The following is a 23,966-nucleotide window of genomic DNA, read 5'->3' on the forward strand; positions in this document are numbered from 1 at the left end:
GCTCGCCGCAGCAAACTCCAATTTCCGAGGATTTTTCATGTCCCAAGTCGACAACGCCGAACAGCCCGTCCAGCAGGACGAGAACCACATCATCGCCGAGCGCCGTGCCAAGCTCGCCGAGTGGCGCAAGACGGGCCAGGCCTTCCCGAACGATTTTTCCCGCGAGAACATGGCCGCCAAGCTGCACGAGCTGTATGGCGAGAAATCCGGCGAGGAACTGGAAGGCCTGCCGGTCGAAGTCAAGGTCGGCGGTCGCATGATGTTGAAGCGCGTCATGGGCAAGGCCTCCTTTGCGACGCTACAGGACGTTTCCGGCCGCATCCAGGCCTACATCGCCCGCGACAAGGTGGGCGAGGAAGCCTACGCCGCCTTCAAGGGCTGGGACCTCGGCGACATCCTCGGGATCGTCGGCACGCTGATGAAGACCAAGACCGGCGAACTGACCATCCAGGCCAGCGAGATCCGCCTGCTGACCAAGTCCATCCGCCCGCTGCCCGACAAGTTCCACGGCCTGGCCGACCAGGAAATGAAGTATCGCCAGCGCTACGTTGACCTGATCATGAACGAGGAAACGCGCTTTACCTTCCGCGCCCGTTCGGCCATCGTCCAGTCGATCCGCAACTACATGTGCGGCCACGGCTTCATGGAAGTCGAAACGCCGATGATGCACCCGATCCCGGGCGGCGCCTCGGCCAAGCCCTTCGTCACGCACCACAACGCGCTCGACATGCAGCAGTTCCTGCGCATCGCACCGGAGCTCTATCTGAAGCGCCTGGTCGTCGGTGGCTTCGAGAAGGTGTTCGAAATCAACCGCAACTTCCGCAACGAAGGCCTCTCGCCGCGCCACAACCCCGAATTCACGATGATGGAGTTCTACGAGGCGTACGCGAACTACCACACGCTGATGGACTTCACCGAAGGCCTGATCCGCCAGGCTGCCCGCGAAGCGCTGGGCAAGGAAGTCTTCGAATACCAAGGCCGCGTACTGGACTTGTCCAAGCCCTTCCACCGCCTGACCATCTGCCAAGCCATCCAGCGCGAACATCCGGAATTCAGCGATGCCGAACTGGCCGACGCCGAGTTCCTCAAGGCCAAGATCAAGCATTTTGGCGAGCCCCTCAAGCCGGGCGGTCTGGGTAGCCTGCAACTGCAATTGTTCGAAGCCTGCGCCGAAGCCCAGTGCTGGGAACCGACCTTCATCATCGACTACCCGGTCGAAGTCTCGCCGCTGGCCCGCGCTTCCGATTCCAACCCGGAAATCACCGAGCGCTTCGAGCTGTTCATCGTCGGCCGCGAAATTGCCAATGGCTTCTCCGAGCTGAACGATGCCGAAGACCAGGCTGCCCGCTTCATGGAGCAGGCCAAGGCCAAGGACGCCGGCGACGAGGAAGCGATGTATTACGACGCCGACTTCATCCGGGCGCTGGAATATGGCTTGCCGCCGACCGGCGGCTGCGGCATCGGCATTGATCGCCTGATCATGTTGCTGACCGATTCGCCGGCGATCCGCGACGTCATCCTCTTCCCGTCGATGCGTCCGGAGTAATTGGCTGGCGGCGCTTGCTCGGTCATATGAATTCGATCGTTCCAATGCACATTCGCCAACTACAGATTGCCCACGATGCCCTGCAGGATCGCCTGATCCTGCGCGTCTCGACGCAGGCTGACGAGGAATTCCGGGTCTGGCTGACCCGGCGTTTCCTGCGCGAACTGTGGCCGCACCTGGCCCGCCTGCTCGGCCAGGCGGACGACAGCGCTTCCCTGCCCGGCGAGATCGATGCCATCGCGGCGCCGTCCGGCTTCGAGCAGGTCTTCCAGGATGACAAGGCGACTTATCCGCTCGGCTCGACCCCCTTGCTGACCAGCGAAATCAAGTGCGATTCGCTGGCCGACGGCAGCTTTCACCTGACGTTCCGCGAAGGCCGCGAACGCAGCTTCGAACTGGGCCTGACGCCCGATCTGCTGCAAGCCTTCTGCGCCATGTTGCGCGCCGGTGCCGAACAGGCGCACTGGGATCTGGCACTGGAAGAGGCTGCCAGCGTCACGCCGAGCGTGCTGCCGCACCTTCGCCCGACCCATCTGCACTAGTGGACAAACTACAGCCGGCCCGTCTCGAATTCACGCCGGACGGCACGCCTTTCTCCTCGGCCTTCGGCGACGTCTATCACTCGGCGCACGGTGGTCCGCAGCAGGCGCGGCACGTGTTTCTCGGCGGCAACGGCCTGCCGCAGCGCTGGCAGGGCCGTGGCCGTTTCGTCATTCTCGAAACCGGTTTCGGGCTCGGGCTCAATTTTCTGGCGACCTGGCAAGCCTGGCGCGACGATCCGCAGCATTGCCGGCGCCTGCATTTCGTTTCCTTCGAGAAACACCCCTTCACCGCCGCCGACCTCGCCGTTGCGCAGCGCGCCTGGCCGGAATTCGCCCCCCTGGCGGCCGAGTTGCAGACCAACTGGCCGCCGCTGACGCCCGGCGTACATCGCCTGCACCTCGACCATGGGCGCGTCATCCTGACCCTGGTTTTCGGCGATGCGACGACGCAACTGCGCGCCATCGACGCCTCGGTGGATGCCTTCTACCTCGACGGTTTTTCGCCCGCCCGCAACCCGGAACTGTGGACGGTCGAGCTCTGCCGCGCCCTGGCCCGTCTTGCCGCACCGGGTGCCGCGCTGGCCACCTGGTCGGTCGCCGGCCATGTCCGCGAGGCGCTGGCTGCCGCCGAATTCGATCTGGAAAAACGCCCGGGCTTCGCCGGCAAGCGGGAAATGCTCGTCGGCCGTTTCCGCTCGCGGCGGCCGGATCGCCATCCGTCCCCCGCCGAACGCCGGGCCATCATCATCGGCGCCGGGATTGCCGGCAGCACGAGCGCCCATGCCCTGGCCGCTGCCGGCTGGCAGGTCACGGTGCTGGAGCAGGCCGGTGAGCCGGCCACCGGCGCATCCGGCAATATCGCCGGCGTGCTGCGCCCGCTGCCCTCGGCCGACGACAACCGCCTGTCGCGCCTGACCCGGGCCGGCTACCTGGCCACCCGCGCCCTGCTCGGCCGCCTGCCCGAGGCCCGCTGGTCGACCTGCGGCGTACTGCATCTCGGGCGCGAGCCGATTCACGAAGCGCAGCAGCGGCGTGCCGTCGAGCAACTGGGCTGGCCGCCCGAAGTCCTGCAGTTCATCGAGCGGGAAGCCGCATCGACAAAACTCGACTGGCCGGTCGATACCGGCGGCTGGTGGTTTCCGAATGGCGGCTGGGTGCAGCCCTCATCGCTCTGCCGCGCCGCGCTGGCGGCCTTTCCCGACCGCCTCACGGTTCGCTACCACACGCCGGTCGATCGCCTGCAGCAAACCGCCCACGGTTGGCAGGCTCTCGCCGCCGACGGCAACGTACTGGCCGAAGCGCCGGTCGTCGTCATGGCCAGCGGTCACGCCGCGCCCCGCTTCGCGCAACTCGCCTGGCTGCCGCAACGCGCCGCACGCGGCCAGGTCAGCCACCTGCCGGCTACGGCCACGCCGCCACTCGACGTGGTGGTCTGCAAGCTCGGCTACGCCATGCCGGCCATCGCCGGCCTGCGCCTGATCGGCGCCACGCTGCAATCCGGCGATACCGATCCCAACCTGCGCGCCATCGATCACCAGGAAAACCTGGCCCGCCTCAACCTCAGCCTGCCCGGCTTCGCCGCCGGCCTCGACCCGGCCACGCTGGCCGGCCGCGTCGGCTTCCGCCCGATGTCGCCGGACCGCCTGCCCATCGTCGGCCCGGTGCCCGACCCGGCAGCGGCCAGCCCGAACACCCGCCTGCACAACCTGCCGCGCCAGCCCGGCCTGTGGTGCGTGCAGGGTTTCGGGGCGCGCGGCATCGTCTGGTCGGCGCTGATGGCCGACCTGCTCGTTTCGCGCCTGGAAGGCGAGCCGCTGCCCCTCGAATGCGACCTGGTCGATGCCTGCGACCCCGGCCGTTTCCTGTTGAAAAACGCCCGGCGGACCAGCGCGGAAGCAGATGACGCGAGCTGAGCAAGCCAGCCCCACGCCTGCTAAACTTGTTGTCTTGCCAACAAAAAAGAGTGAGACGCACGCATGAAGATTGAAACCCTTGCCGTCCATGGCGGCTACAGCCCGGACCCGACCACCAAGGCCGTTGCCGTCCCCATCTACCAGACGACTTCCTACGCCTTCGACAGCACCCAGCACGGGGCCGACCTGTTCGACCTGAAGGTGCCGGGCAACATCTACACCCGCATCATGAACCCGACGCAAGACGTGCTGGAAAAGCGCGTCGCCGCGATGGAAGGGGGTATCGCCGCGCTGGCCGTGGCTTCCGGCATGGCAGCCATCACCGCTGCGATCCAGACCATTGCCGAGGCCGGCGACAACATCGTCACCTCCAGCACGCTGTACGGCGGCACCTACAACCTGTTCGCCCACACCCTGCCGCAGTACGGCATCGAAGTCCGCTTCGCCGACTACCGCGACCCGGACGCCTTCGAGAAGCTGATCGACGCCAAGACGAAGGCTGTCTTCTGCGAATCCGTCGGCAATCCGCTGGGCAACGTCACCGACTTCGAGAAGCTGGCCGAAATCGCCCACAAGCACGGTGTGCCGGTCATCGTCGACAACACCGTACCCTCCCCCTACCTGTGCCGTCCCTTCGAGCACGGCGCCGACATCGTCGTCCATGCGCTGACCAAGTACCTCGGCGGCCACGGCAACAGCCTGGGCGGCATCATCGTCGATAGCGGCAAGTTCCCGTGGGCCGAGCACAAGGCCAAGTTCAAGCGCCTCAACGAGCCGGACGTTTCCTACCACGGCGTCGTCTATACCGAAGCCCTCGGCCCCGCCGCCTACATCGGCCGCGCCCGCGTCGTGCCGCTGCGCAACATGGGCGCTGCGATTTCGCCGTTCAACGCCTTCCTGATCCTGCAGGGCATCGAAACCCTGGCCCTGCGCATGGATCGCATCTGCACGAACTCGCTCAAGATTGCCCGCTTCCTGAAGGATCACCCGAAGTGCAGCTGGGTCAATTACGCCGGCCTGGAAGACCACAAGGATTACCCGCTGGTCCAGAAGTACATGGGCGGCCGCGCATCCGGCATCCTGAACTTCGGCGTCAAGGGCGGTCGTGAAGGCGGCGGCAAGTTCCAGGACGCATTGAAGCTGGTCACCCGCCTGGTCAACATCGGCGACTGCAAGACCCTGGCCTGCCACCCGGCCTCGACTACGCACCGCCAGCTGTCGCCGGAAGAACTGGCCAAGGCCGGCGTGTCGGAAGACATGATCCGCCTGTCGGTCGGTATCGAGCATATCGACGACCTGATCGCCGATCTCGATCAGGCGCTGAACGCCGCCTGATCCCGGCGATAGCCACCCAGAAACCCGGCTGCGTGCCGGGTTTTTTGTGTCCGCTCGCCGCGCGGCTTCCCGCCCCGCCATGCCAGGGTGATAATCAGAGAACGCCACTTTCGACAGGAGGCTGCCATGCTCACCCCGCTCCAGAAACAAACCGCCCAGGCCATCGTCAACCTGTTCGAAACGAGCAGTGCCCGCGGCGATTACGGTGCTGTCACGGTCATCCCGGGCGACACCGGCCATCTCAGTTTCGGCCGGTCGCAGACCACCCTCGGCTCGGGCAATCTCCACGCGCTGCTCCAGCGCTATTGCGACAACGCCGGCGCCCGCTTCGGTCCGCGCCTCGCCCCCTGGCTGGAACGCGTCGAACAACGCGACACCACGCTCGACCACGAACTGCGCCTGCACAACCTGCTGCGTGCCACGGCCGACGACCCGGTCATGCGCGAGATGCAGGACCTGTTCTTCGACGAGGGCTACTGGCAGCCGGCCGCCCGCATCGCGGCCGGCATGGGCATTACGACCCCGCTCGGGCTGGCCGTGGTGTACGACAGCCTGATCCAGGGCTCCTGGAAAACCGTGCGCGACCTGACCATCGACCATGCCGGCCACCTGGCCGAATTCGGCGAGCGCGCCTGGATCGAAGCCTATATCGCCACCCGCCACGCCTGGCTGGCCGGCCATCGGCGCAGCGACCTGCAGGCAACGGCCTATCGCATGGAAGCCTTTCAGCGCCTGGCCGAGCAAGGCTACTGGGGACTGGAACTACCGCTCGTCGTGCGCGGTGCCGAGCTCTCAACCGCCACGCTGTACGCCACCCCACCCGGCTGTTACGACGGCCCGCAGCCCGGTACGCGCAGCATCGCCCTGCAAACGCCGCTCGCCCGCGGCCTGGATGTCCGCCTGCTGCAACTGGCCCTCTCCGAGCAGGGCATCGCCATCAAGGCCGACGGCATTTTCGGGCGGACCAGCGCCAATCTGCTGCGCGATTACCAGGCCTCGGCCGGCCTGCCGGCAACCGGCGTCGCCGACCCCGCCTTGCTCGGCCGGCTGCTCGGCTAAAACCCGTGGCGTCTGACGAGGGGGGCGACTTCAATCCTCCTTATCGCCCGCCGATAAATAGTTAGGATTTTCAATGTTCGCCGGGGCCAACTTGGTGTAGCCTTGCGGCCTCTTCGAACACCGACACAATCACGACGCATGACGCGTGGTTTGCAGCGCACGACTTTCAATCGCTCCGGTCTGGTTCGTATCCTCTCCGAGACACTCCCGGAAGCCATCGATCCCCACTACGATTTTGGCCAACGACTCGGACAATGGCTGGACTTCACGGACGCACTCGACCTCTTCTCGGTACTCAATGCTAGCCAGGGAGCGGCGGCTGTCGTCCTCGAAAAACCGGCAACCGGCAGCGCCCTGACCGAGCAACTGGCCCGTACGCGCCGCAATCTGACCGACGCCATCCGCAACGATGGCGTATTTAGTGCTGCCGAACCCGCCAAGATTCGCTTTCCGACCCCGCTGCCCCAGGCGACGCCGGAGAACGCAGCCGATTTCTCGCCCTACCATCGCTTTTACCTCGCCCACCAGCGCGACATGAGCACCGCCATCGCCGCGCTGCGCGCCAATGCCCGCAAGGCGCTGGCTAAGCATTCCCCGGCCCACCGGCAACTGGCCGAACTCGACCTCGCCTTCGAAAAGTCCCTCGCAGCCCGCGAGCGCAATCTGCTGGCAACCATCCCGATGCTGCTCGCCATGCGCTTTGCCCAACGCTACGCCGACCACCGCAGCAACCTGCCGGACGATCAACCGGACGATCCGGCCACCTGGGCGAGGCCCGGCAGCTGGCTGGAAGCCTTCTGCCACGACACCCAGGCCGTGCTGCTCGCCGAGCTCGACCTCCGCCTGAAGCCCGTCGCCGGCCTGATCGCCGCACTCGGCGAGGCCGAACCCCACACGATGACCGAACAATGAACCGTAATTTCTCCCTCCTTGCCTTCCTCCTCGGCCTGTTTGCCGCACTCTGGGTCGCCATTGGCTACATCGGCGGCAGCACGCTGGCGCTGTCCGTCACGCTGCTCATCGCCGTCGTCTATGTCATCGGTGGGATGGAAATGCAGCGTTTCCACACCAATACGCAGGGCCTCGCCCGGGCGCTGCACAGCATTCCGGACGACCTCGGCCACCTCGGCGAATGGCTGCAGCAGGTGCCGGCGGCCTTGCAGAACAGCGTGCGCCTGCGCATCGAAGGCGAACGCGTCGCCCTGCCCGGCCCGGCCATCACGCCCTACCTGGTCGGCCTGCTGGTCCTGCTCGGCATGCTCGGCACCTTCCTCGGCATGGTCGTCACGCTGAACGGTGCCGTGCTGGCACTGGAAAGCACGACCGACCTGCAAACCATCCGCTCGGCACTGGCCGCGCCGGTCAAGGGCCTCGGCGTCGCCTTCGGCACCTCGGTGGCTGGCGTCGCTACATCGGCCATGCTCGGCCTGATCTCGGCGCTGTGCCGGCGTGACCGCCTGCAAGTCGGCCAGCTGCTGGACAGCCGCATTGCCGGCGTGCTGCGCGATTTCTCGCTCGCCTATCAACGCCAGGAAACCTTCAAGGCCCTGCAGGCTCAATCGCAAGCCTTGCCCGATCTGGTCGGCAAGCTGGACGCGATGGTGAGCCAGATGGCGGAGCAGAACCGCCAGCTCGGCGAGCGCCTGCTGGCCGGCCAGGAACGCTTCCACAGCGAGGCCAAGACGCTCTACACCGGCCTCGCCCAATCCGTCGACCAGTCGCTCAAGGCCAGCCTGAAGGACAGCGCCACCGTCGCCGCCGAAACCATCCAGCCGGTCGTCACCGCCACCATGACCGGCATCGCCAACGAAACGCGCGGCCTGCACGACAAGCTGTTCGGCACCGTACAGGGCCAGCTGGAAGGCCTTACCGGCCAGTTCGCGCAGACCGTCGGCGCGGTCAGCGACACCTGGACGCAGGCGCTGGCCCGCCATGAACAGGCTACCGACACCCAGCGCCAGCAACTGCAAACGGCGCTCACCGCCTACGCCGACACGTTCGAGCAACGCGCCACCGCCCTGCTCGCTTCGGTCGAAACAACCCAATCCCGGCTACAGGCCGATGCCGCCCGGCAGCAGGCGGCGCTGGCTGAATCTGGCGCCGCCAACCAGCAGCAACTGGCCGCCGCACTGGCCGGGCAGATCGACGGCGTCACCGCCCGCCTCGACGCGGCCGTGGCCCAGATGGCCGATACCTGGCAGGCCGCGCTGGCCCGCCACGCACAGCATGGCGATTCGCTCAACCAGCAACTCGGCGGCACCCTGGCCGCCTTTACCGAGACCTTTGGCACCCGCTCCCAAGCCCTGCTCGCCTCGGTCGAAACCACCCACGCTGCGCTCAAGGCCGAACTGGCCGCCAGCCATGCCGCCTTCGCGCAAACCACCCGGGAGCAGCAAGCGGCGCTGGCCGGGCAGGTGGCCAGCCAGCTCGACGGCATCGCCCAGCGTTTCGATGGTGCCGTGACCGCCGTGGCTGACACCTGGAATACCGCGCTCACCAAACACGAGCAGGCCAGCGACCGCCTGACCGAGGCCCTGGCCCAGACGCAGACCAGCCTGGCCGACACCTTCGCCCAGCGCACCGCCGCGCTGCTCGCCGATTTGCGCGCCACGCAGGCCGATTGGCAGCGCGACTGGGCGGCCGGCGAACAGGCCCGCCAGAACCAGTTCACCGACGCCCTGACCGCCATGGCCGGCAAGCTGGAAAGCCAGTGGCAGCAGCACGGCGACGCGGCGCTCGCCCAACAGCAGCAGATCACGCAGACCCTGGGCGACACCGCCCGCGACCTGGTGGCCGCCACCCAGCGCCAGTCGGAAACCACCATCGCCGAAGTCACCCGCCTGATGCAGACCGCCGCCGAAGCGCCCAAGGCCGCCGCCGAGGTCATCGGCCAGCTGCGCCAGGAACTGTCGGCCAGCATGGCGCGCGACAACAGCCTGCTCGAGGAACGCGCCCGCATCATGGAAACCCTGGGCGCGCTGCTCGATGCCATCAACCACGCCTCGACCGAGCAACGCAGCGCCATCGACGCGCTGGTGGCCTCGTCGTCCGACCTGCTCGAACGGGCCGGCAGCCAGTTCGCAGCCAAGGTGGAGAGCGAAGCCGGCAAGCTGGTCGAGATCGGTGCCGGCGTTGCCGGCGGCGCGCTGGAAGTCGCCAGCCTTGGCGAGGCCTTTGGCACGGCGGTCAAGCTCTTTGCCGATTCCAGCGACAAGATGATGGCCACCCTGCAGCGCATCGAAGGCGCCTTGGCCAAGTCGCTGACCCGTAGCGACGAACAGCTCGCCTACTACGTCGCCCAGGCGCGCGAGATCATCGATCTCAGCATCCTGTCGCAGAAGAAGATGGTCGATGACCTGCAGCGCGTCGCCGCCAACCAGGGCGAGGCCTGAGCATGGAACACATCGACGCCAGCGTCGAACACAGCACGCCGATCTGGGCCGTCTTTGGCGACCTGATGTCCGGCCTGCTCGGCGCTTTCGTGCTGATCCTGGTCGGCGTGCTCGGCGTCCAGCTCGAACTGGTCACCAGCCTGGAAGCCGAAATCCAGAAACGCCAACAGGAAGAACAACGCCGCCTGGCGCTGGAGAAGGCGCTGGCCGGCCCGCTCGCCTCCGGCCGCGTCACGCTCAACAATGGCAAGATCGGCATCAGCGGCAATGTGCTGTTCGCGCTCAACTCCGACCAGTTGCAGCCGGAAGGCCGGCAGGTGCTCAAGGGCCTCGCCCAGCCCATTGCCGCCTACCTGTCGGTCGGCGAGCAGATGCTGATGGTCAGCGGCTTTACCGACGACATGCCGGTGCGCGGCAGCAACAGCAAATTCAGCGACAACTGGGAACTCTCCGCCCAGCGCGCCCTGACGGTGACCCGCACGCTGATCGAGGAAGGCGTACCGGCCGACGCCATCTTCGCCGCCGCCTTCGGATCGCAACAACCGGTCGCCCCGAACAGCGACGCCGAAGGCCGCGCCCGCAACCGCCGAGTCGAAATGGCGCCGGTACCGAAATCCCGCCCGCCAGTGAAAGAGGGCAAGGAAGCCAATGGCTGACACGCCCGGCGCGGACGACCTCGGCGCCCGGCTGGACGCCCTGCGTGCCAGCGGCGCCGCCGAACGCGACCCGGTGCGCTTGGCTCATCTCGAAGCCCTCGCCCGCCGCGCCGCCACCCAGCCGGCCGCCATTCGCCAGCCCCTGTGCGCCCGGCTGGACGCCCTGGCCGCCGAACTGGCTGACAGCCTGGCCGGCGAGGCAAGCCCCCCCCGTTCGGTCGACCAGGCGGCAAGCACCAGCCCGCTCGCCGATCTGCTCGCCTACATCGGCCAGCAAGCGCAAGCCTCCGGCCATGCCGGGCAGCCCATCGATATCCTGCCGACAGTCGACCACGCCGCTCAGCCCAATACGAAAAAGGCGCCCGCTGCGCCCTCCACCCGCGCCCCGGAACTCAAGGCCATCGCCATCTTCCGCGACGATTGGTCCCGCCTGAGCACCGAACAACAACTCACCCAGACCCTCGCCCAGGCCCCGGAAAACGCCGGGCCGATGAACTCCCAGCACCTCGTTCTGCGCAGCCTGCAAGTCATGCGCGATATCGCCCCGGCCTATCTGCAGGGCTTCATGTCGTATGTCGACACCCTGATCTGGCTGGAGCAAGCCGACCCGACACGAGCGGCGGCAGGCCGATCCAGCGCGGGCGATAGCGAAAAAAAGCCGCGCGCGGCAAAACGCGGCACGGCAAAGCGCTAGTTCAGCCGACGCGGCTGGATACGAACGGCCATCCGCAACCAAGCCTCGAAGCGGAGATGGCGGCGCGATGAACTGTTCCGCCAGCCGTTCGCCGGTTGCAGACCTGATGCCATCGGGGTTAGTTTGCGCCTATCTGGTTTATCGGCCGCCCCCCGCAACGAGATAATTCCAATGGACATCCCGCGCATATTCAACATCACCGAGAGTGCCCACCGCATTCATAACCCGATCACCCCCGACAAACTGGCCTCTCTCGGGTCGGCGCTGCGTCTGGAGCCTGGAGCAAGGGTGCTCGATCTCGGCAGCGGCTCCGGGGAGATGCTATGCACCTGGGCGCGCGATCATGGCGTTGTCGGCACTGGCATCGACATGAGTCCGTTGTTCACCGGGCACGCGAAACTTCGCGCGGAAGAGCTCGGCGTTGCCGGCCAAGTCAGGTTCATTCACGGCGATGCAGCGGGTTATGTTGCTGATGAAAATGTCGACGTGGCCGCCTGTGTCGGCGCTACCTGGATCGCCGGAGGCGTCGCCGGCACTGTCGCGCTTTTGGCGCGAAGCCTGCGCACGGGAGGGATCATCCTCATCGGCGAACCCTTCTGGCGGCACTTACCGCCGACGGAAGATATCGCCAAGGGATGTCTTGCCCATTCAATCGCCGACTTTCTGACGCTGCCAGAGCTGCTCGCGCATTTCGGCCACCTTGGCTACGACGTTGTTGAAATGGTTCTGGCTGACCAGGACGGCTGGGACCGATACGAGGCAGTCAAATGGCTGACGATGCGCCGATGGCTTGATACCCATCCCGATGACGAGCTGGCGACGGAGGTGCGCGGTCAACTGGCCTCCGAACCCGTGCGCTACGCCACTTACACGCGTGAATACCTTGGCTGGGGGGTGTTTGCGCTGATGCAGCGGTGAGCCTTGGCGGCTTGGCTCCCTGCCCAGGCCATCGCAACCCGTGTGTTTGCCGCACACGGGGGCACCGTCGGCATCGTTCCACCTCTAGCGGCCACCCCGGGGAACCAAACCCGCCCATTCGCATCGAAATGGCTTGAACGACGCGCAACGCAACGATTGACGAGAGATCGCGGCGGCCTGCCATGCTCCCCCACCCAGCCCAATTTCGATGAACGCCCCTGCCCCCCGCTTCTTTGCCTTCGACAATTCCTACGTCCGCGACCTGGAGGATTTCTATGTCCGCTGGAAGCCGACGCCGGCCAGCAAGCCGGTATTGATCCGCCTGAACGAATCCCTGGCCGTTGAACTGGGGGCTGATCCGGCGGCGCTGGCCACCGACGAAGGCATAGCGGCACTGGCGGGCAACCGCCTGCCGGAAGGGGCGGAGCCGATTGCCCAGGCCTATGCCGGGCATCAGTTCGGTGGCTTCTCGCCGCAACTGGGCGACGGCCGCGCCCTGCTGCTCGGCGAGGTGATCGACCGTCAGGGCCGGCGGCGCGACATCGCCTTCAAGGGTTCCGGCCGCACGCCCTTCTCGCGCAACGGCGACGGCAAATGCGCGCTCGGCCCGGCCCTGCGCGAATACCTGATCAGCGAGGCGATGCACGCCCTGGGCATCCCGACAACGCGCGCGCTGGCCGTCGTCGCCACCGGCGACATGGTGCGCCGCGAGCGCGCCCTGCCCGGCGCCGTGCTGACCCGTGTCGCCGCCAGCCACGTCCGCGTCGGCACCTTCGAGTTCTTCGCCACCCACCGCGGGCCGGAGCAGGTGCGCCAACTGGCCGATTACGTCATCGCCCGCCACTATCCGCAACTCGCCGACAGCGCCCAACCCTACCTCGATCTGCTGGCCGCCGTCGGCGAGCGGCAGGCCGAACTGGTGGCACGCTGGCTCGGTGTCGGCTTCATCCACGGCGTGATGAACACCGACAACATGACGCTCTCCGGCGAAACCATCGACTACGGCCCCTGCGCCTTCATGGAAGCCTACGACCCGGCCGCCGTGTTCAGTTCCATCGACCGCCATGGCCGTTATGCCTACGGCCAGCAGTCCGGCATCGCCCGCTGGAACCTGGCCCGCCTGGCCGAAACGCTGCTGCCGCTGATCGACCCCGACAGCGACCGCGCCGTGCAGGCCGCCACGGCCGTCATCGACGCCTTCCCGAAACACCATGCCGCCCACTGGCTGCGCATCTTCCGCACCAAGCTCGGCCTCGACGAAAGCGGCGAAGCGGCGGAAGACCGCGCTTTGATCGACGATTTCCTGGTGCTGCTCAGCCACAACCGGCTCGATTTCACGCTGGCCTGCCGCGCCCTGTTCGATGCCGCCGCCGGCCATCCGGCCCGGCTAGCCAGCCTGATGGACAGCGTCGAAGGTTTCCCGGTCTGGCAAGGCCGCTGGCAGGCAAGGCAGCCGACGCGCTCCCCGGCCGCTCTGGCCGCCATGCAGCAGGCCAACCCCTGCTACATCGCACGCAACCACCATGTCGAAGCCGCCCTGGCAGCCGCTGTCGACCACAACGACCTGGCCCCCTTCGAACGCCTGCTCGCCGTCATCCAGTCGCCCTTCGACGAACGCCCGGCCGATGCGGCATACGGCCAACCGGCATCCAGCGAATTTACGGATCACTACATGACGTTCTGCGGTACTTGAGCGGGCGCCCTGCATGGCGGGCAACTACCAGAAAATACCTAACAGACGTCAAAAATCACGTAGCCAAAATACACAAACCCCTGAATTACATTTCAGGGATGACAACGGAAAATCAAATATGAAATAAGCAAAGAAATCCCACAAAACTCAGGTCGCCAGGCGAAAAATGAAAAACCGTCATGTTTTACTGATCGACAAAAATTCAAATACCTTCGGCAACATTCAGGCCGCCCCGACCGAAGACATCAACTTTCATTTCGCAAACTCCATCAACAGTGCCAATGAGGCGCTCTCCAGAAAGCAATACGCGGTCGGCTTGATCGTTCTCGATGCTTTCATTTCAGATAATCTGGAAGCCATCGAATCGCTGATCGCCGCCCATTCGAGAACAGAGTGGATTGCGCTCGCCTCCCCGGCCTTGCTGGAAGTCCCCACGGTTCGCTCAGTCATCGCCCGGGCGTTTTATGACTACCACACCCTGCCGATCGACCGCCAACGGCTACTGATGACCATTGGCCACGCCTGCGGCCTTGCCGATTTCCGGCTCGCGCTGCATCAGAAGCCAGGCGATGAACCCGGTTATCACGGGATTCTCGGCAACAGCCCGGCGATGCGGGCATTCTTTCAGCAACTCGAGAAAATCGTCGATGCCGACCTGCCGGTATTGATCGGCGGCGAGACCGGGACCGGCAAGGAACTGGTCGCCCAGGCAATCCACGCCCATTCGCGGCGAGCGCAGGCCCCCTTCGTCGCCCTCAATTGCGGGGCGGTGCCGCAAAACCTGATTCAGTCGGAACTATTTGGCCATGAGCGGGGCGCCTTTACCGGGGCGGCCCAACGAAAAATCGGCAATATCGAAGCCGCCAACGGCGGCATCCTGTTCCTCGATGAAATTGGCGACCTGCCGCTCAGCCTGCAGCCCAATCTGCTGCGTGTCCTGCAGGAACGAACGATCACGCGGATTGGTTCGACGCAGAGCATTCCCGTCGATTTCCGGATCATTTCCGCTACCCACGTCGACCTCCAGAAAGCCATCGACAACGGCACTTTCCGGGAAGACCTCTATTACCGCCTGGGGGTCGTTCATCTCAATCTGCCGCCGCTGCGTGCCCGGCATGACGACATTCCCTTGCTGGCGAATGCCATTTTCAACCGGCTGTCGGCCAGCCACCCGCAATGCCGGGCCAATGGTTTCACCACCCAGGCCTTGCGCGTCATGAACCATTACGACTGGCCAGGCAATGTCCGGGAACTGATCAACCGGATTACGCGGGCAGTCATCCTCTGCGACGGCAAGCTGATCGGGCCGGCGGATCTGGGTTTGAACGCCGAAGGCAACGCCCAGGCGGCCAGGACCCTGGAGGAAGCGCGGGCATCGTTCGATCGGAACATCCTGGAAATCAGTTTGCGCAACAACGGCAACAACGTGTCGCGGGCCGCTCGCCAGCTTGGGGTATCGCGCGTTACGTTTTACCGGATGATGAACAAACACAATATCGCAGCCCCCCATTGACCGGCCTGCCCGGGGCTGGATCACTACCGGTTTCCCGGTAGCGAATTAGGGACAAACCGGTATTCCGCGCCCCTCTCCGCCCTCCTATGATCGCAAGATGAAAATACCAATTGGATAGTGGGGGATTTTGTGAAAAAAAGAGGAAAGCTGCCCGGCATCCCACGCACCGGCCCCCGCTGGGTCGGCATGATGGCCCTGCTGTTCACGGGCGTGGCGCAGGGAGCGGATCAGCCGCTGAGTGAAGAACAAAGCCTGCGCGAACAGATCATCGAGCAAACCAAACGCTTCGAAGCGCTGAAACGACAGATGGCGGACATGGATGCCAGGCTGCTCGACATGCAGGCCAGGCTCGACAAGGAAAAGCTCCGTAGCACACGGGCTACCGGATCAAGCCAGCCACGCGGCAACGATGGCTCATTCGACCTGGCCCAGGCTTCCCAGCCGCGTTCGCAACCGGAGACGGTGGGCCAGCCGGACAATCGCCCCCGCCAACAACAAGTCGCCCAGATCTTCGAACAACCCGGGGTGCTGACCCCGCGCGGCAAGCTGACGTTGGAGCCGGGCTTGCAGTATGGCTATTCGTCCAGCAACCGGATTTCGCTGGTCGGCTACACGATCATTCCATCCTTGCTGATTGGCCTGATCGACATCCGGGAAATCAAACGAAACACCTTCACCGCCAGCCTGACTTCGCGCTGGGGCGTGACCAACCGATTCGAACTCGAGGCGAAACTGCCCTATGTCTACCGCTCGGACTCCGTTGTGCAGCGCAAGCTGTTTGACGGTGTTGCCCGCGACGATGTCTTCAGCAGCCAAGGCTCGGGCATCGGCGACTTTGAGGTTACCGGGCGCTACCAGCTGAACGACGGCGGCGCGGACAACCCCTATTACATCGGCACCCTTCGCTTCAAGAGCCGCAGCGGCAAGGATCCGTTCGAAGTCGAAACCGACGCCGTGGCGCCGCCCAACATCTCGAATGAACTGCAAAAGGAACTGCCCACCGGCTCCGGTTTCTACACCATCCAGCCCGGCCTGACCATGCTCTACCCGGCCGACCCGGCTGTCTTCTTCGGCAGCATCAGCTACCAGTACAACATCAAACGGTCCAACGTCTCGATGAACACCAGCAATGGCCCCGTCCTGATTGGCGACATCGCGCCGGGCGGGGTCATCGGCTTCAATTTCGGCATGGGCCTGGCCCTGAATGACCGTTCGTCGTTCAGTATCGGCTATGACCATTCATCGGTCGGCAGAACCAAAATCAACGGCCAGACCGCGCTCAATTCCGTGCGCACCGAATTGGGTACCCTGCTCCTGGGCTACTCGCACCGCATCAACAAATCGACATCCCTGAATGTCTCCGTGGGCGCCGGTGTAACGCGAGACACCCCGGATGTCCAGCTGTCGGTTCGCCTGCCGATGACCTTCTGATCGCCGGGTACTTCGCCGAGTGGCTCCGCTAGCGGCGGAGGGAATTGACGATCCCGTTCTGGACCGCCGACTGCACGGACATGCCACGCAGGATCTGGGAGGCATTGACCGTCGCATTGACGGTCGTCACGCTCTGGATTTTCTGGTTATCGAGACTGTTCTGCAAAACGGTCGTGGCCAGGCTTGTTCCGACCTGGGTCGCCATCCCGTTGCCACCACCGTTCTGAACCACGGCAACCGAGCCCGGCACGCCCGAGGTGATGGCGACCTGCGGGTTGCCGGAACCGGCTGCCAGTTGCAGATCCTTGACATTGAGCACGGTCGAGGCAACCAGCTGGCCATTGATGAACACGGCCCGCTCGATGCCAAACGAGAATTTGAGGTTGCTGTCAGCCAATTCGAATCCACCGCGGATTTCATCCAGCGAGGTATCGGCCAACGCCACCAGTTCCTTGCCGAGCGGACTGGGCTGATCAGCCCTGCGCCCGGCCGGCGCAATGTCGTCGGGCAGTTGCGCGACAGCCGGTTCGCCCGGCCGGGCCATGGGTTCGAGCGGCGCGCCATCGAGGGCACGGGCTTGGGGAAATTCCGGCAAATCGAGGGCGACGACTGTCACGCCAGCCTCGTTGCGGCATTCCGCCGGCTCGCTGCTGTCCAGCGGCCAACTGGCCAGGGCCAGTATCTCGGGGGCAATTTCCAGCGAACGACGGATGGCCTCTTCACAAGTGCGGAAAGGCGGCATGCCAGGCTGCAGCAGCGCCACGCCGAGGACTTCGGAGGTCTCGTCATGGATATCAGCCGTGGAATCCGTGGCTTGCGGCTTGCTGGCACAGAGCGTGCCAGCCGAGAAGCACAGCAGCAGGGAAAGCCCGATCTTGCGAATCCGCAGGCTGGAGACGGCAGTTCCCGGGGGCATGGGCAAGCTCCTAGAAATCGGACGGGCCGCGTTTGGGCAGCATGAACTCGACGCCGGCGCGATAGACCCCGTCGGCCATCGGCCCCTTGGGCATGACGCGCCAATCGGCGTCGGCATTGAATTTGGCCAACTCGGTCTTGTTGCGGATCACGAACAGGATACGGTTGACCCAGACGCTCTTGAACTGGCTTTGCGGCATCACCCGCGTTCCGGCCGATGGATCGCCGATCAGCACACGACCGTCGCGCAGGCCCTTGACCACGACGAAGTGGAAGTAACCGCTCTCCTTGATCAGCGCAATGGCCGGAATTCCGGCCAGCTGCAGTTGCTCGAGATCGGCCACGAAGCCGTCAGCGTGAAAGCCATGGGCTTCGAGGTAGGCCTTCATGTCGAGCAGGGAAAATCCCTCCTGGCGTATCTTGGCCTGATCGCCCCGCTCGAACATTTCCTTGAAGACCATCTGCTCATTGGTCGGATAAGCGTAATGGTGGGTCAGCAGGGTCGCGAGGGCGGCCGAACCGCAACTGAAATCGTATTTCTGACGAAGGGTATTGCGAAAGCGCAGGTCCTTCATGCTCGTCACCGGCACGGAGAACGCGCCCCCCGCCTGCACCGGTATTTCGGCCCGCCCGCTATCCGCCGCGCCGGCCGAAGCAGGCAACGTACCCAGAAGCAGGGACAGGAAAAAGTAGACGAGGAAGACTTTCATCGCCAACCCAAAGTTATTTGAATTGAACGTTGACGATGGTGGAATTCTGGATCAGCACGTTGTTGCCCGAGTTTTGAATCACCGTCGCCAAGCCGCTGGTGCCGGCAAACGCGCCTTCACTGATCAGGTTGCCACCCGTGGTCAGGTTATAGGCCTGGTTGTCCCGCACCAGACCGTCCAGCGTCTGCTCGTTCTTGACGGCACCGCCACGGAGATCGGCCAGCCCTTCGCTGTTGAGCTGACGATCGCCGAATTGAACCTCCGAACCCGCGCCTGAATCTGCGCCTGCTGCTTCCTCAGCGAGGAGCGAGGCCAGCGGACTTCCGGCGAGAAGGAAGCCAATCACCAGATTGCGAAAAATCGTGTTTGTCATGACCAGACTCCGGCATCCGGCAAAAACCCGGAGGCCTTGCGGCCCCCGGGATTCGTCCGTTACTTGCCAACGTTCATGTTGGCTTGAACATTGACCGATTGCTGCACCAGGGAGGACATGCCGCTGTTCTGGCTGGACACCATGATGCCCGCGCCATTGGTGAAGCTGCTGGTAATGTTGTTGGACATGTTGAAGGTTCCCGCATCGACGGTCACCGTGCCTCCGTTGCCACCTGCCCCACCGGTTGCACCGTTGCCCACACCGCCGATACCACCTTCGCCCACGCCACCGGCACCACCCTGGCCGCTTTGGGCACCGACGGCACCCATCGCACCCTGGGCCGAGCCACCCGTCGCGCTACCGTTGGAGGCCATGGTCGACGATCCGCCATTGGTGGCCGAGCCATTGCTGGCCGCACCGCCGGCGCCGCCGGCACCACCGTTGTTGGTGGCCTGGCCGCCTGTGCCGCCGGTTGCTGTGCCGGCCGCCGCCGTTGCGGTGGAGGTGCCGGTATTGGTACCACCAGCCGCAGTGGTTGCCCCCGAGGTCACGGCACCGCCGGCGGCCGAGGTGGTGCTGGTCGACGCACCGCCGGTACCCGTTGCGGCACCGCCCGTTGCACCGGTCGCGCTGGCAGTCGACGAGCCGGTCGCTGTGCCGGCAGTCGTCGTGGCCGGGCCAGCCTGGCTGTTGCCGCTGGTCGCATTGCCGCTGGCGCTGGCATTGCCGGTGGACGCACTGGTCTGGCCGGTTGTGGCAGAGCCGCCCGGTGCCGGAGCGGCAGCGGCAGCCGCCTGCTCGGTACTCGGCTCAAGCACACCGGTTCCACCCATCGCCCCATTGAATGCAGCTGCACCACCGGACGGTGCCGTGTTGGTCACCCCGGCAAATCCGGAACTGGATTTCTGCATCGACATGGCCGCACCGCCCATGGCACTGTCACTGGATGTGGCGAGGCCACCTTTGGCGACGCTGGTCGCGTCGGCGCCACCGGCCTTGGTCAGGCTGCCAGCGTTCGTCGAGCCGCTCTTGGTCATGCTGACCGCATCGGAGCCACCGGCTTTCTGCATGTTGCCGGAAGAAGCATTGCCACCCGAGGCCGTTGCATCGCCAACAGAACCACCCGTGGCGTTCTTGGCGAGGCCGCCATTACCGCCGTTGCCGGCGGTGGCGCTGCCGTTGGTCGCACTGCCGTTGCTGGCATCGCCGGCGGTGGCGCTGCCGTTGCTTGCGCTGGCAACACCGCCGCTGCCGCCGCTGCCGCCATTGCCGCCATTACCGCTGTTGCCGCCATTGCCACCGGTGCCGCCGTTACCGGTACCGCCAATCCCCGTGCCGCCCTTGCCGCCGGCAGCACCGTTGGCCGAGCCGCCCCAGTTGGTGGCTTCATTGCCGATGCCGAAAATCTTGTTGCCGCTGACCGTTCCGTTCAATTCGGTCTTGGCGATCGCCTTGCTGGTGTTGAAGGCATTGTTGAAATTCGACGTGGCGGTACCACCATTGTTGGCGGCAGTACCGTAGTCCTTGGCTCTGGCATCACCTTCGTTATTGCTGTTGGTATCTGTTTCAGTCTTGGAAACCGACACCGTCTTGGTGTTGGTCTTCGTCAGCGTGAGGTTCTTGGTGTCCGTTTCGGTCGACGTGAACGTCTTGCTGTTGTTGCTGTTGTCGGTGGCCGTCGAAGCCTCGTTCGCCTGAACGTTGCCGAGTCCTGCCTGGTCCGAATTAGCGGTCGCCGTCTGCTGGAAGGCAGCACTCCCCACCGGCACCTGGGTCGAATCTGCGGCCTGGGTGGTCGGCTGGCTTTGCGTGGTGGCCGGCGGGTTGAGCGTGACCGTCGTGGCATTGTTGGTCGGATTCGCCAGCGCGGCCGATGAACCAAAGGCCAATGCAATAGCGGTTGCCATGAGTGACTTGTTCATGTGGATTCTCCTGATCAAGGTTAGACGCTGCCCCATGCCGCGCCCTCCGCAGCCCATTTAGCAATGCCTGTGCCAGACGCCAGTAATGGACGTAAACAATTGAAATAACGTCGTTTTCGAAAAACAACCAAACATTCCAAAGGCATTCCGAACGCACAAACCTGTTACGTTGGCGATACATGCTTCGGCTGCGCCGGGCGATTACCCAAGCGGTTTCCATCGATTCTGTCGGCAACACGGCAAATTCGTGCCCGGAAACCGCGATGTCTCAACACTGATACACCGCCTCTCGGCGCAGGCGGCAACCGCTCCGCCAATATCCCTCCCGCCGCCCGGACAATCGCCAGTACGGTACGTGCGAGTACGTATTGGCTATTGAATGGCGATTTGCCTTAATGCGATCACTATCGGTATTCATCCGGGTTATGAAGTTTGAAAACGGATGATCTATTTGTCTCAGGCGAACCAGGGAGCGCAGATCGTGGCCACAACGAGCGGATTAAGCACGGGCAAGATACGGAAAGGCCATGAATCGATTCGCCGATTTGTCGTGTCGGGCGATGCCGAATTTCGGACGCGGCAACCGGAAGAATCGGCTCGCACAAGCCATCATGACCTCCAAACGACCATTCGCCGCCTGGAAGCCACGAACAAGGATCTGAGCACATCGAATGCCGGGATCCTCGCCCTCAACGACAAGTTGCTGACTGAAAACCGGCAACTGCAGGCCAGGGTCGTCGAACTGGAAAGTAGCAATCACGCTGCCATCGCCCTGCGCTGCATGGCCGACTCGCTGGAAGAGCGCGTCCGCCAAAGCACCGCCCAACTGCGCGCGCTGAATGCCGAATTGACGCTGACGGAAGACCGGGAGCGACGCATCCTGGCCCGTGATCTGCATGACGACCTCGGCCAGGTGCTGGCCATCGTCAAGATCAAGTTGTCGGCGATCGAGGGCTCGGAGCGACGCGGCATGCTCAAGGCGGCCCTGAAGGATATCGAGCAGTTGATCGACCAGGCCAACCGCTCGGTCCGCTCGCTGATGCTGCAATTGAGCCCGCCAATCCTGCAAACGCTCGGCCTGATACCGGCCCTCGAATGGCTGGCCGAGGAAATGGAGCGCCTGTACGGCCTTGTCGTCCACATCGACAGCGAGGGGAAGCTGCCGAATATCGCAGAGCCGGCACGAACCACTGTTTTTCGTTCCATTCGCGAGTTGCTGATCAATGTCGCCAAGCATGCGGAAACCCCTCGGGCACAGGTTTTTTGTCATCCCGGGGAGGATGGGCTGGTGTGCCTTTCGGTCACCGACCAGGGGCACGGCTTCAACTACCAGGAAACGCTGTGCAAGCCGGTTGGCGACGCCGGATTCGGCCTGCTCAGCGTGCGGGAACGAATCGAATTCATCGGCGGAAGGATGGACGTAGACAGCCAGCCGGGGTACGGAACAACCATATCCATCATCTTTCCAGGTGAACAGGAGAGCGGCAGTCAAGGGGGAGGAAACAATGACCATTCGGGTGATGCTGGTCGATGACCACAAGATTCTTCGCGAGGCGCTGAAAGGAATCCTCGATCGCGAGCACGACATCACGCTGGTCGGAGAAGCGAACGATGGCTCCGAAGCGCTGACGCTCGCCAGCCAGTGCCATCCCGATATCGTTCTGATGGATGTCGGCATGCCCATGATGGGCGGTATCGAAGCAACGCGCCTCCTGGTCGAGAAGCATCCGGCGATCAAGGTCATCGCACTCTCGACTTTTTCCGACCGCCGGATCGTCATGCAGATGCTCGATGCCGGAGCGCGCGGCTACATCGTCAAATCGGCCGGGCGCGATGAACTGCTGCGCGGCATCCGCGCCGTCGCCCATGGCAGAACCTACCTGTGCCCCGACGCCTCTTCGGTGCTGGTGGACAGCGTGCGCAACAAGAACCCTGCCGAACCGTTCGCCAGCGAGCGCCTTGGCAAGCGGGAGCGCGAAGTCCTGCAATTGCTCTCGGAAGGCCATACCTCGCCTGAAATCGGCAAGCGCCTCTATATCGCGACCAGCACGGTCGAGGTGCATCGTCGGAACATCATGCGCAAACTTGAATTGCACAGCATTGCCGAGTTGACCAAATACGCCATCCGCAATGGCCTGACCTCATCCTGAGGCGCCCCTGGCAAGCAGAAATCCGGACTTGAAGCCGCCCCCGGCCGAAATCCGTTGACATGGCAGAACAGGCGCCCGGGGCGCCCCGTGGCCCTTCACCAGAATCCGCCCCGGCTGGCCCACGACGGCATCGATACTCACCGCCCCCGGCAGGAAGGCATTGATCAGATCGGCCGCTTGCCGTGTTTGCGGGCTGATGCTCGAGGTCGACAGGGTCGAGTTTCCATTGGAAAAACTCAGTGGCAACATCAACTGGTCGACCAGGTGCGGATCAAGCGCCCCGGCGACGTGCTGCAGATGCGAGATCAGCGCCTGGGCAGCCTGGTTGGCCAAGGTCTCCGGCGGATTGCCCAATTCCCCCATGGTGAAGAAAGCCTGCTGACTGTGCTCGAATTCAGCCAGCAAGACGATGAACATGCCGGGCCGGGGCGCCGGGAGCGATCCGGCGACAATATTGAGCGGTACCCCCAGCGGCGCCAGCCGAGCCATCAACTGGCGCCGCAGGCGATCAGCCACGGCATGGTCCAGGCAGGCCACCTGGGCATGTCCGGCAATCCGCAGTAGGGCCCCTCGTGCCTGGAGTTGCAAGGGCTCGACATCGGCCACCGGCTGGATGTCCACCCGCATGACCCCGCCCCCCTTGGGTGCGAAGCCGGCCTTTTCCAGCACGATATCGGCACGATATCCGGCGCGCCGGAGCAGAGGCAACCATTGCCAGTCGATATTCTCAAACGCCGGGCTACGCGCCGCGTGGGTTACCCCGGTCAGGCGCAAGGAGACCGGCCGCGATGAAAAACTCAGGGGCAGGAACACCGTTTGCAGGAGCAGCGTGAGCGAACCGGGGGTTTCGATGTGGATGATCGAATCGGGCGCCAATTCTCCGTCCGGCTGAAAGTGCAGGTGTTGCGAGCCAAGACGGGCGCCATCGACCGCCGCCCGGCATAACCCGGCCATTACCTCGACCAGCCGGAGGTGTTGGAGCTTCAAGCCCGGGATGGGCCGCCTGGCACGGATACCGGCCAGGCGCACGGCCTTCCCGGTCAGCACCGACAATGCCAGCGCGCTCCGCAACAGCAGACCGCTGCCATGCTCGGTCGAGGCGTCGATGTCGATGGCCACGGTTTGGTTCACCCTAAAAATCTCAGTTGGTGATGTGCAGCTTGCTCGAACCGCTGGCAGGCTATGGGTTTGCTGTTGATCGAGG

Annotated in this window: 20 protein-coding genes; 15 read left to right on the plus strand and 5 right to left on the minus strand. The window is 64.4% G+C overall.

Going from position 1 to position 23,966, the window contains the following annotated elements; translation table 11 throughout:
* The first annotated feature begins 37 nt into the window (after window positions 1-37).
* The 13 genes from lysS (at window position 38) to K420_RS0115470 (ending at window position 16,692) form a co-directional block, all read left to right on the plus strand.
* Entirely contained in the window at window positions 38-1,546 is a 1,509-nt protein-coding gene (gene lysS, locus K420_RS0115410) for a lysine--tRNA ligase (protein ID WP_027458844.1), read from the plus strand.
* A 44-nt stretch (window positions 1,547-1,590) separates the two neighbouring features.
* Window positions 1,591-2,088, plus strand: a complete 498-nt coding sequence (locus K420_RS0115415) for a hypothetical protein (protein ID WP_198293865.1) — start codon at window positions 1,591-1,593, stop codon at window positions 2,086-2,088.
* Window positions 2,088-4,001, plus strand: coding sequence for a bifunctional tRNA (5-methylaminomethyl-2-thiouridine)(34)-methyltransferase MnmD/FAD-dependent 5-carboxymethylaminomethyl-2-thiouridine(34) oxidoreductase MnmC (gene mnmC, locus K420_RS0115420; RefSeq protein WP_027458846.1), 1,914 nt, complete (start codon window positions 2,088-2,090; stop codon window positions 3,999-4,001). The genes K420_RS0115415 and mnmC overlap by 1 nt, the downstream gene beginning before the upstream one ends.
* 63 nt (window positions 4,002-4,064) lie before the next feature.
* Window positions 4,065-5,336: an O-acetylhomoserine aminocarboxypropyltransferase/cysteine synthase family protein gene (locus K420_RS0115425; RefSeq protein WP_027458847.1), complete on the plus strand. Its 1,272-nt coding sequence runs from the start codon at window positions 4,065-4,067 to the stop codon at window positions 5,334-5,336.
* Window positions 5,337-5,462: 126 nt separating this feature from the next.
* Window positions 5,463-6,395, plus strand: a complete 933-nt coding sequence (locus K420_RS0115430) for a chitosanase (protein ID WP_027458848.1) — start codon at window positions 5,463-5,465, stop codon at window positions 6,393-6,395.
* 138 nt (window positions 6,396-6,533) lie between these two features.
* The gene (locus K420_RS0115435; protein WP_027458849.1) at window positions 6,534-7,307 is read left to right on the plus strand and encodes a DUF3348 domain-containing protein; all 774 of its coding nucleotides are present in this window, start codon (window positions 6,534-6,536) and stop codon (window positions 7,305-7,307) included.
* On the plus strand, window positions 7,304-9,787 hold the full coding sequence (locus tag K420_RS0115440; protein ID WP_027458850.1) for a DUF802 domain-containing protein: 2,484 nt from the start codon (window positions 7,304-7,306) through the stop codon (window positions 9,785-9,787). The genes K420_RS0115435 and K420_RS0115440 overlap by 4 nt, the downstream gene beginning before the upstream one ends.
* 2 nt (window positions 9,788-9,789) lie before the next feature.
* A complete protein-coding gene (locus K420_RS0115445; protein WP_027458851.1) occupies window positions 9,790-10,443 on the plus strand; it encodes an OmpA family protein in 654 nt (217 codons plus the stop codon).
* Window positions 10,436-11,137, plus strand: a complete 702-nt coding sequence (locus tag K420_RS0115450; protein ID WP_027458852.1) for a DUF2894 domain-containing protein — start codon at window positions 10,436-10,438, stop codon at window positions 11,135-11,137. Before K420_RS0115445 ends, K420_RS0115450 begins: the two co-directional genes overlap by 8 nt.
* A gap of 171 nt (window positions 11,138-11,308) precedes the next feature.
* Window positions 11,309-12,055, plus strand: coding sequence for an SAM-dependent methyltransferase (locus tag K420_RS0115455; protein ID WP_027458853.1), 747 nt, complete (start codon window positions 11,309-11,311; stop codon window positions 12,053-12,055).
* Between the two features lie 208 nt (window positions 12,056-12,263).
* Entirely contained in the window at window positions 12,264-13,748 is a 1,485-nt protein-coding gene (locus K420_RS0115460; RefSeq protein ID WP_027458854.1) for a protein adenylyltransferase SelO, read from the plus strand.
* A 166-nt stretch (window positions 13,749-13,914) separates the two neighbouring features.
* Window positions 13,915-15,261 carry a sigma-54 dependent transcriptional regulator gene (locus K420_RS0115465; RefSeq protein WP_035854899.1) on the plus strand — a complete coding sequence of 449 codons (1,347 nt, stop codon included), beginning with the start codon at window positions 13,915-13,917 and terminating at the stop codon, window positions 15,259-15,261.
* 129 nt (window positions 15,262-15,390) lie between these two features.
* Window positions 15,391-16,692, plus strand: coding sequence for an acetate kinase (locus K420_RS0115470; protein ID WP_232422799.1), 1,302 nt, complete (start codon window positions 15,391-15,393; stop codon window positions 16,690-16,692).
* A gap of 28 nt (window positions 16,693-16,720) precedes the next feature.
* On the opposite strand, the gene K420_RS19865 is transcribed toward K420_RS0115470, so the two are convergent.
* The 4 genes from K420_RS19865 to K420_RS0115490 are packed head-to-tail and all read right to left on the minus strand — an operon-like array spanning window position 16,721 to window position 20,612.
* Entirely contained in the window at window positions 16,721-17,608 is an 888-nt protein-coding gene (locus tag K420_RS19865; RefSeq protein ID WP_051453182.1) for a hypothetical protein, read from the minus strand.
* A 10-nt stretch (window positions 17,609-17,618) separates the two neighbouring features.
* Window positions 17,619-18,317 (minus strand): C39 family peptidase, encoded by a 699-nt coding sequence (locus K420_RS0115480; protein WP_027458857.1) that lies wholly within the window; start codon window positions 18,315-18,317, stop codon window positions 17,619-17,621.
* A gap of 13 nt (window positions 18,318-18,330) precedes the next feature.
* The gene (locus K420_RS0115485; protein ID WP_051453183.1) at window positions 18,331-18,690 is read right to left on the minus strand and encodes a hypothetical protein; all 360 of its coding nucleotides are present in this window, start codon (window positions 18,688-18,690) and stop codon (window positions 18,331-18,333) included.
* Window positions 18,691-18,749: 59 nt separating this feature from the next.
* Window positions 18,750-20,612: a hypothetical protein gene (locus K420_RS0115490; RefSeq protein ID WP_027458859.1), complete on the minus strand. Its 1,863-nt coding sequence runs from the start codon at window positions 20,610-20,612 to the stop codon at window positions 18,750-18,752.
* 481 nt (window positions 20,613-21,093) lie between these two features.
* Here K420_RS0115490 and K420_RS0115495 point away from each other — a divergent pair, with 481 nt between their 5' ends.
* Both K420_RS0115495 and K420_RS0115500 read left to right on the plus strand, forming a co-directional pair.
* Window positions 21,094-22,146: a sensor histidine kinase gene (locus tag K420_RS0115495; RefSeq protein ID WP_198293866.1), complete on the plus strand. Its 1,053-nt coding sequence runs from the start codon at window positions 21,094-21,096 to the stop codon at window positions 22,144-22,146.
* Window positions 22,118-22,762: a response regulator gene (locus K420_RS0115500; protein ID WP_027458861.1), complete on the plus strand. Its 645-nt coding sequence runs from the start codon at window positions 22,118-22,120 to the stop codon at window positions 22,760-22,762. Before K420_RS0115495 ends, K420_RS0115500 begins: the two co-directional genes overlap by 29 nt.
* On the opposite strand, the gene rtcA is transcribed toward K420_RS0115500, so the two are convergent.
* Entirely contained in the window at window positions 22,754-23,893 is a 1,140-nt protein-coding gene (gene rtcA, locus K420_RS19240; RefSeq protein ID WP_051453184.1) for an RNA 3'-terminal phosphate cyclase, read from the minus strand. The genes K420_RS0115500 and rtcA overlap by 9 nt on opposite strands.
* Window positions 23,894-23,966: the final 73 nt, after the last annotated feature.

Origin of the sequence: Dechloromonas agitata is5 (genome assembly GCF_000519045.1) — a bacterium.
In the GTDB taxonomy this organism is placed as follows: Bacteria; Pseudomonadota; Gammaproteobacteria; order Burkholderiales; family Rhodocyclaceae; genus Azonexus; species Azonexus agitatus.

Excerpts from the sequence above, each read along its gene's own strand:
- K420_RS0115435 (WP_027458849.1), top strand. The coding sequence starts at position 6,534 with ATGACGCGTGGTTTGCAGCGCACGACTTTCAATCGCTCCGGTCTGGTT.
- K420_RS0115485 (WP_051453183.1), bottom strand. The coding sequence starts at position 18,690 with ATGACAAACACGATTTTTCGCAATCTGGTGATTGGCTTCCTTCTCGCC.
- lysS (WP_027458844.1), top strand. The coding sequence starts at position 38 with ATGTCCCAAGTCGACAACGCCGAACAGCCCGTCCAGCAGGACGAGAAC.
- K420_RS19865 (WP_051453182.1), bottom strand. The coding sequence starts at position 17,608 with ATGCCCCCGGGAACTGCCGTCTCCAGCCTGCGGATTCGCAAGATCGGG.
- K420_RS0115425 (WP_027458847.1), top strand. The coding sequence starts at position 4,065 with ATGAAGATTGAAACCCTTGCCGTCCATGGCGGCTACAGCCCGGACCCG.
- K420_RS0115480 (WP_027458857.1), bottom strand. The coding sequence starts at position 18,317 with ATGAAAGTCTTCCTCGTCTACTTTTTCCTGTCCCTGCTTCTGGGTACG.
- K420_RS0115460 (WP_027458854.1), top strand. The coding sequence starts at position 12,264 with ATGAACGCCCCTGCCCCCCGCTTCTTTGCCTTCGACAATTCCTACGTC.
- K420_RS0115465 (WP_035854899.1), top strand. The coding sequence starts at position 13,915 with ATGAAAAACCGTCATGTTTTACTGATCGACAAAAATTCAAATACCTTC.
- K420_RS0115430 (WP_027458848.1), top strand. The coding sequence starts at position 5,463 with ATGCTCACCCCGCTCCAGAAACAAACCGCCCAGGCCATCGTCAACCTG.
- K420_RS0115500 (WP_027458861.1), top strand. The coding sequence starts at position 22,118 with ATGACCATTCGGGTGATGCTGGTCGATGACCACAAGATTCTTCGCGAG.
- K420_RS0115415 (WP_198293865.1), top strand. The coding sequence starts at position 1,591 with ATGCACATTCGCCAACTACAGATTGCCCACGATGCCCTGCAGGATCGC.
- K420_RS0115440 (WP_027458850.1), top strand. The coding sequence starts at position 7,304 with ATGAACCGTAATTTCTCCCTCCTTGCCTTCCTCCTCGGCCTGTTTGCC.
- K420_RS0115445 (WP_027458851.1), top strand. The coding sequence starts at position 9,790 with ATGGAACACATCGACGCCAGCGTCGAACACAGCACGCCGATCTGGGCC.
- K420_RS0115490 (WP_027458859.1), bottom strand. The coding sequence starts at position 20,612 with ATGAACAAGTCACTCATGGCAACCGCTATTGCATTGGCCTTTGGTTCA.
- K420_RS0115455 (WP_027458853.1), top strand. The coding sequence starts at position 11,309 with ATGGACATCCCGCGCATATTCAACATCACCGAGAGTGCCCACCGCATT.
- K420_RS0115450 (WP_027458852.1), top strand. The coding sequence starts at position 10,436 with ATGGCTGACACGCCCGGCGCGGACGACCTCGGCGCCCGGCTGGACGCC.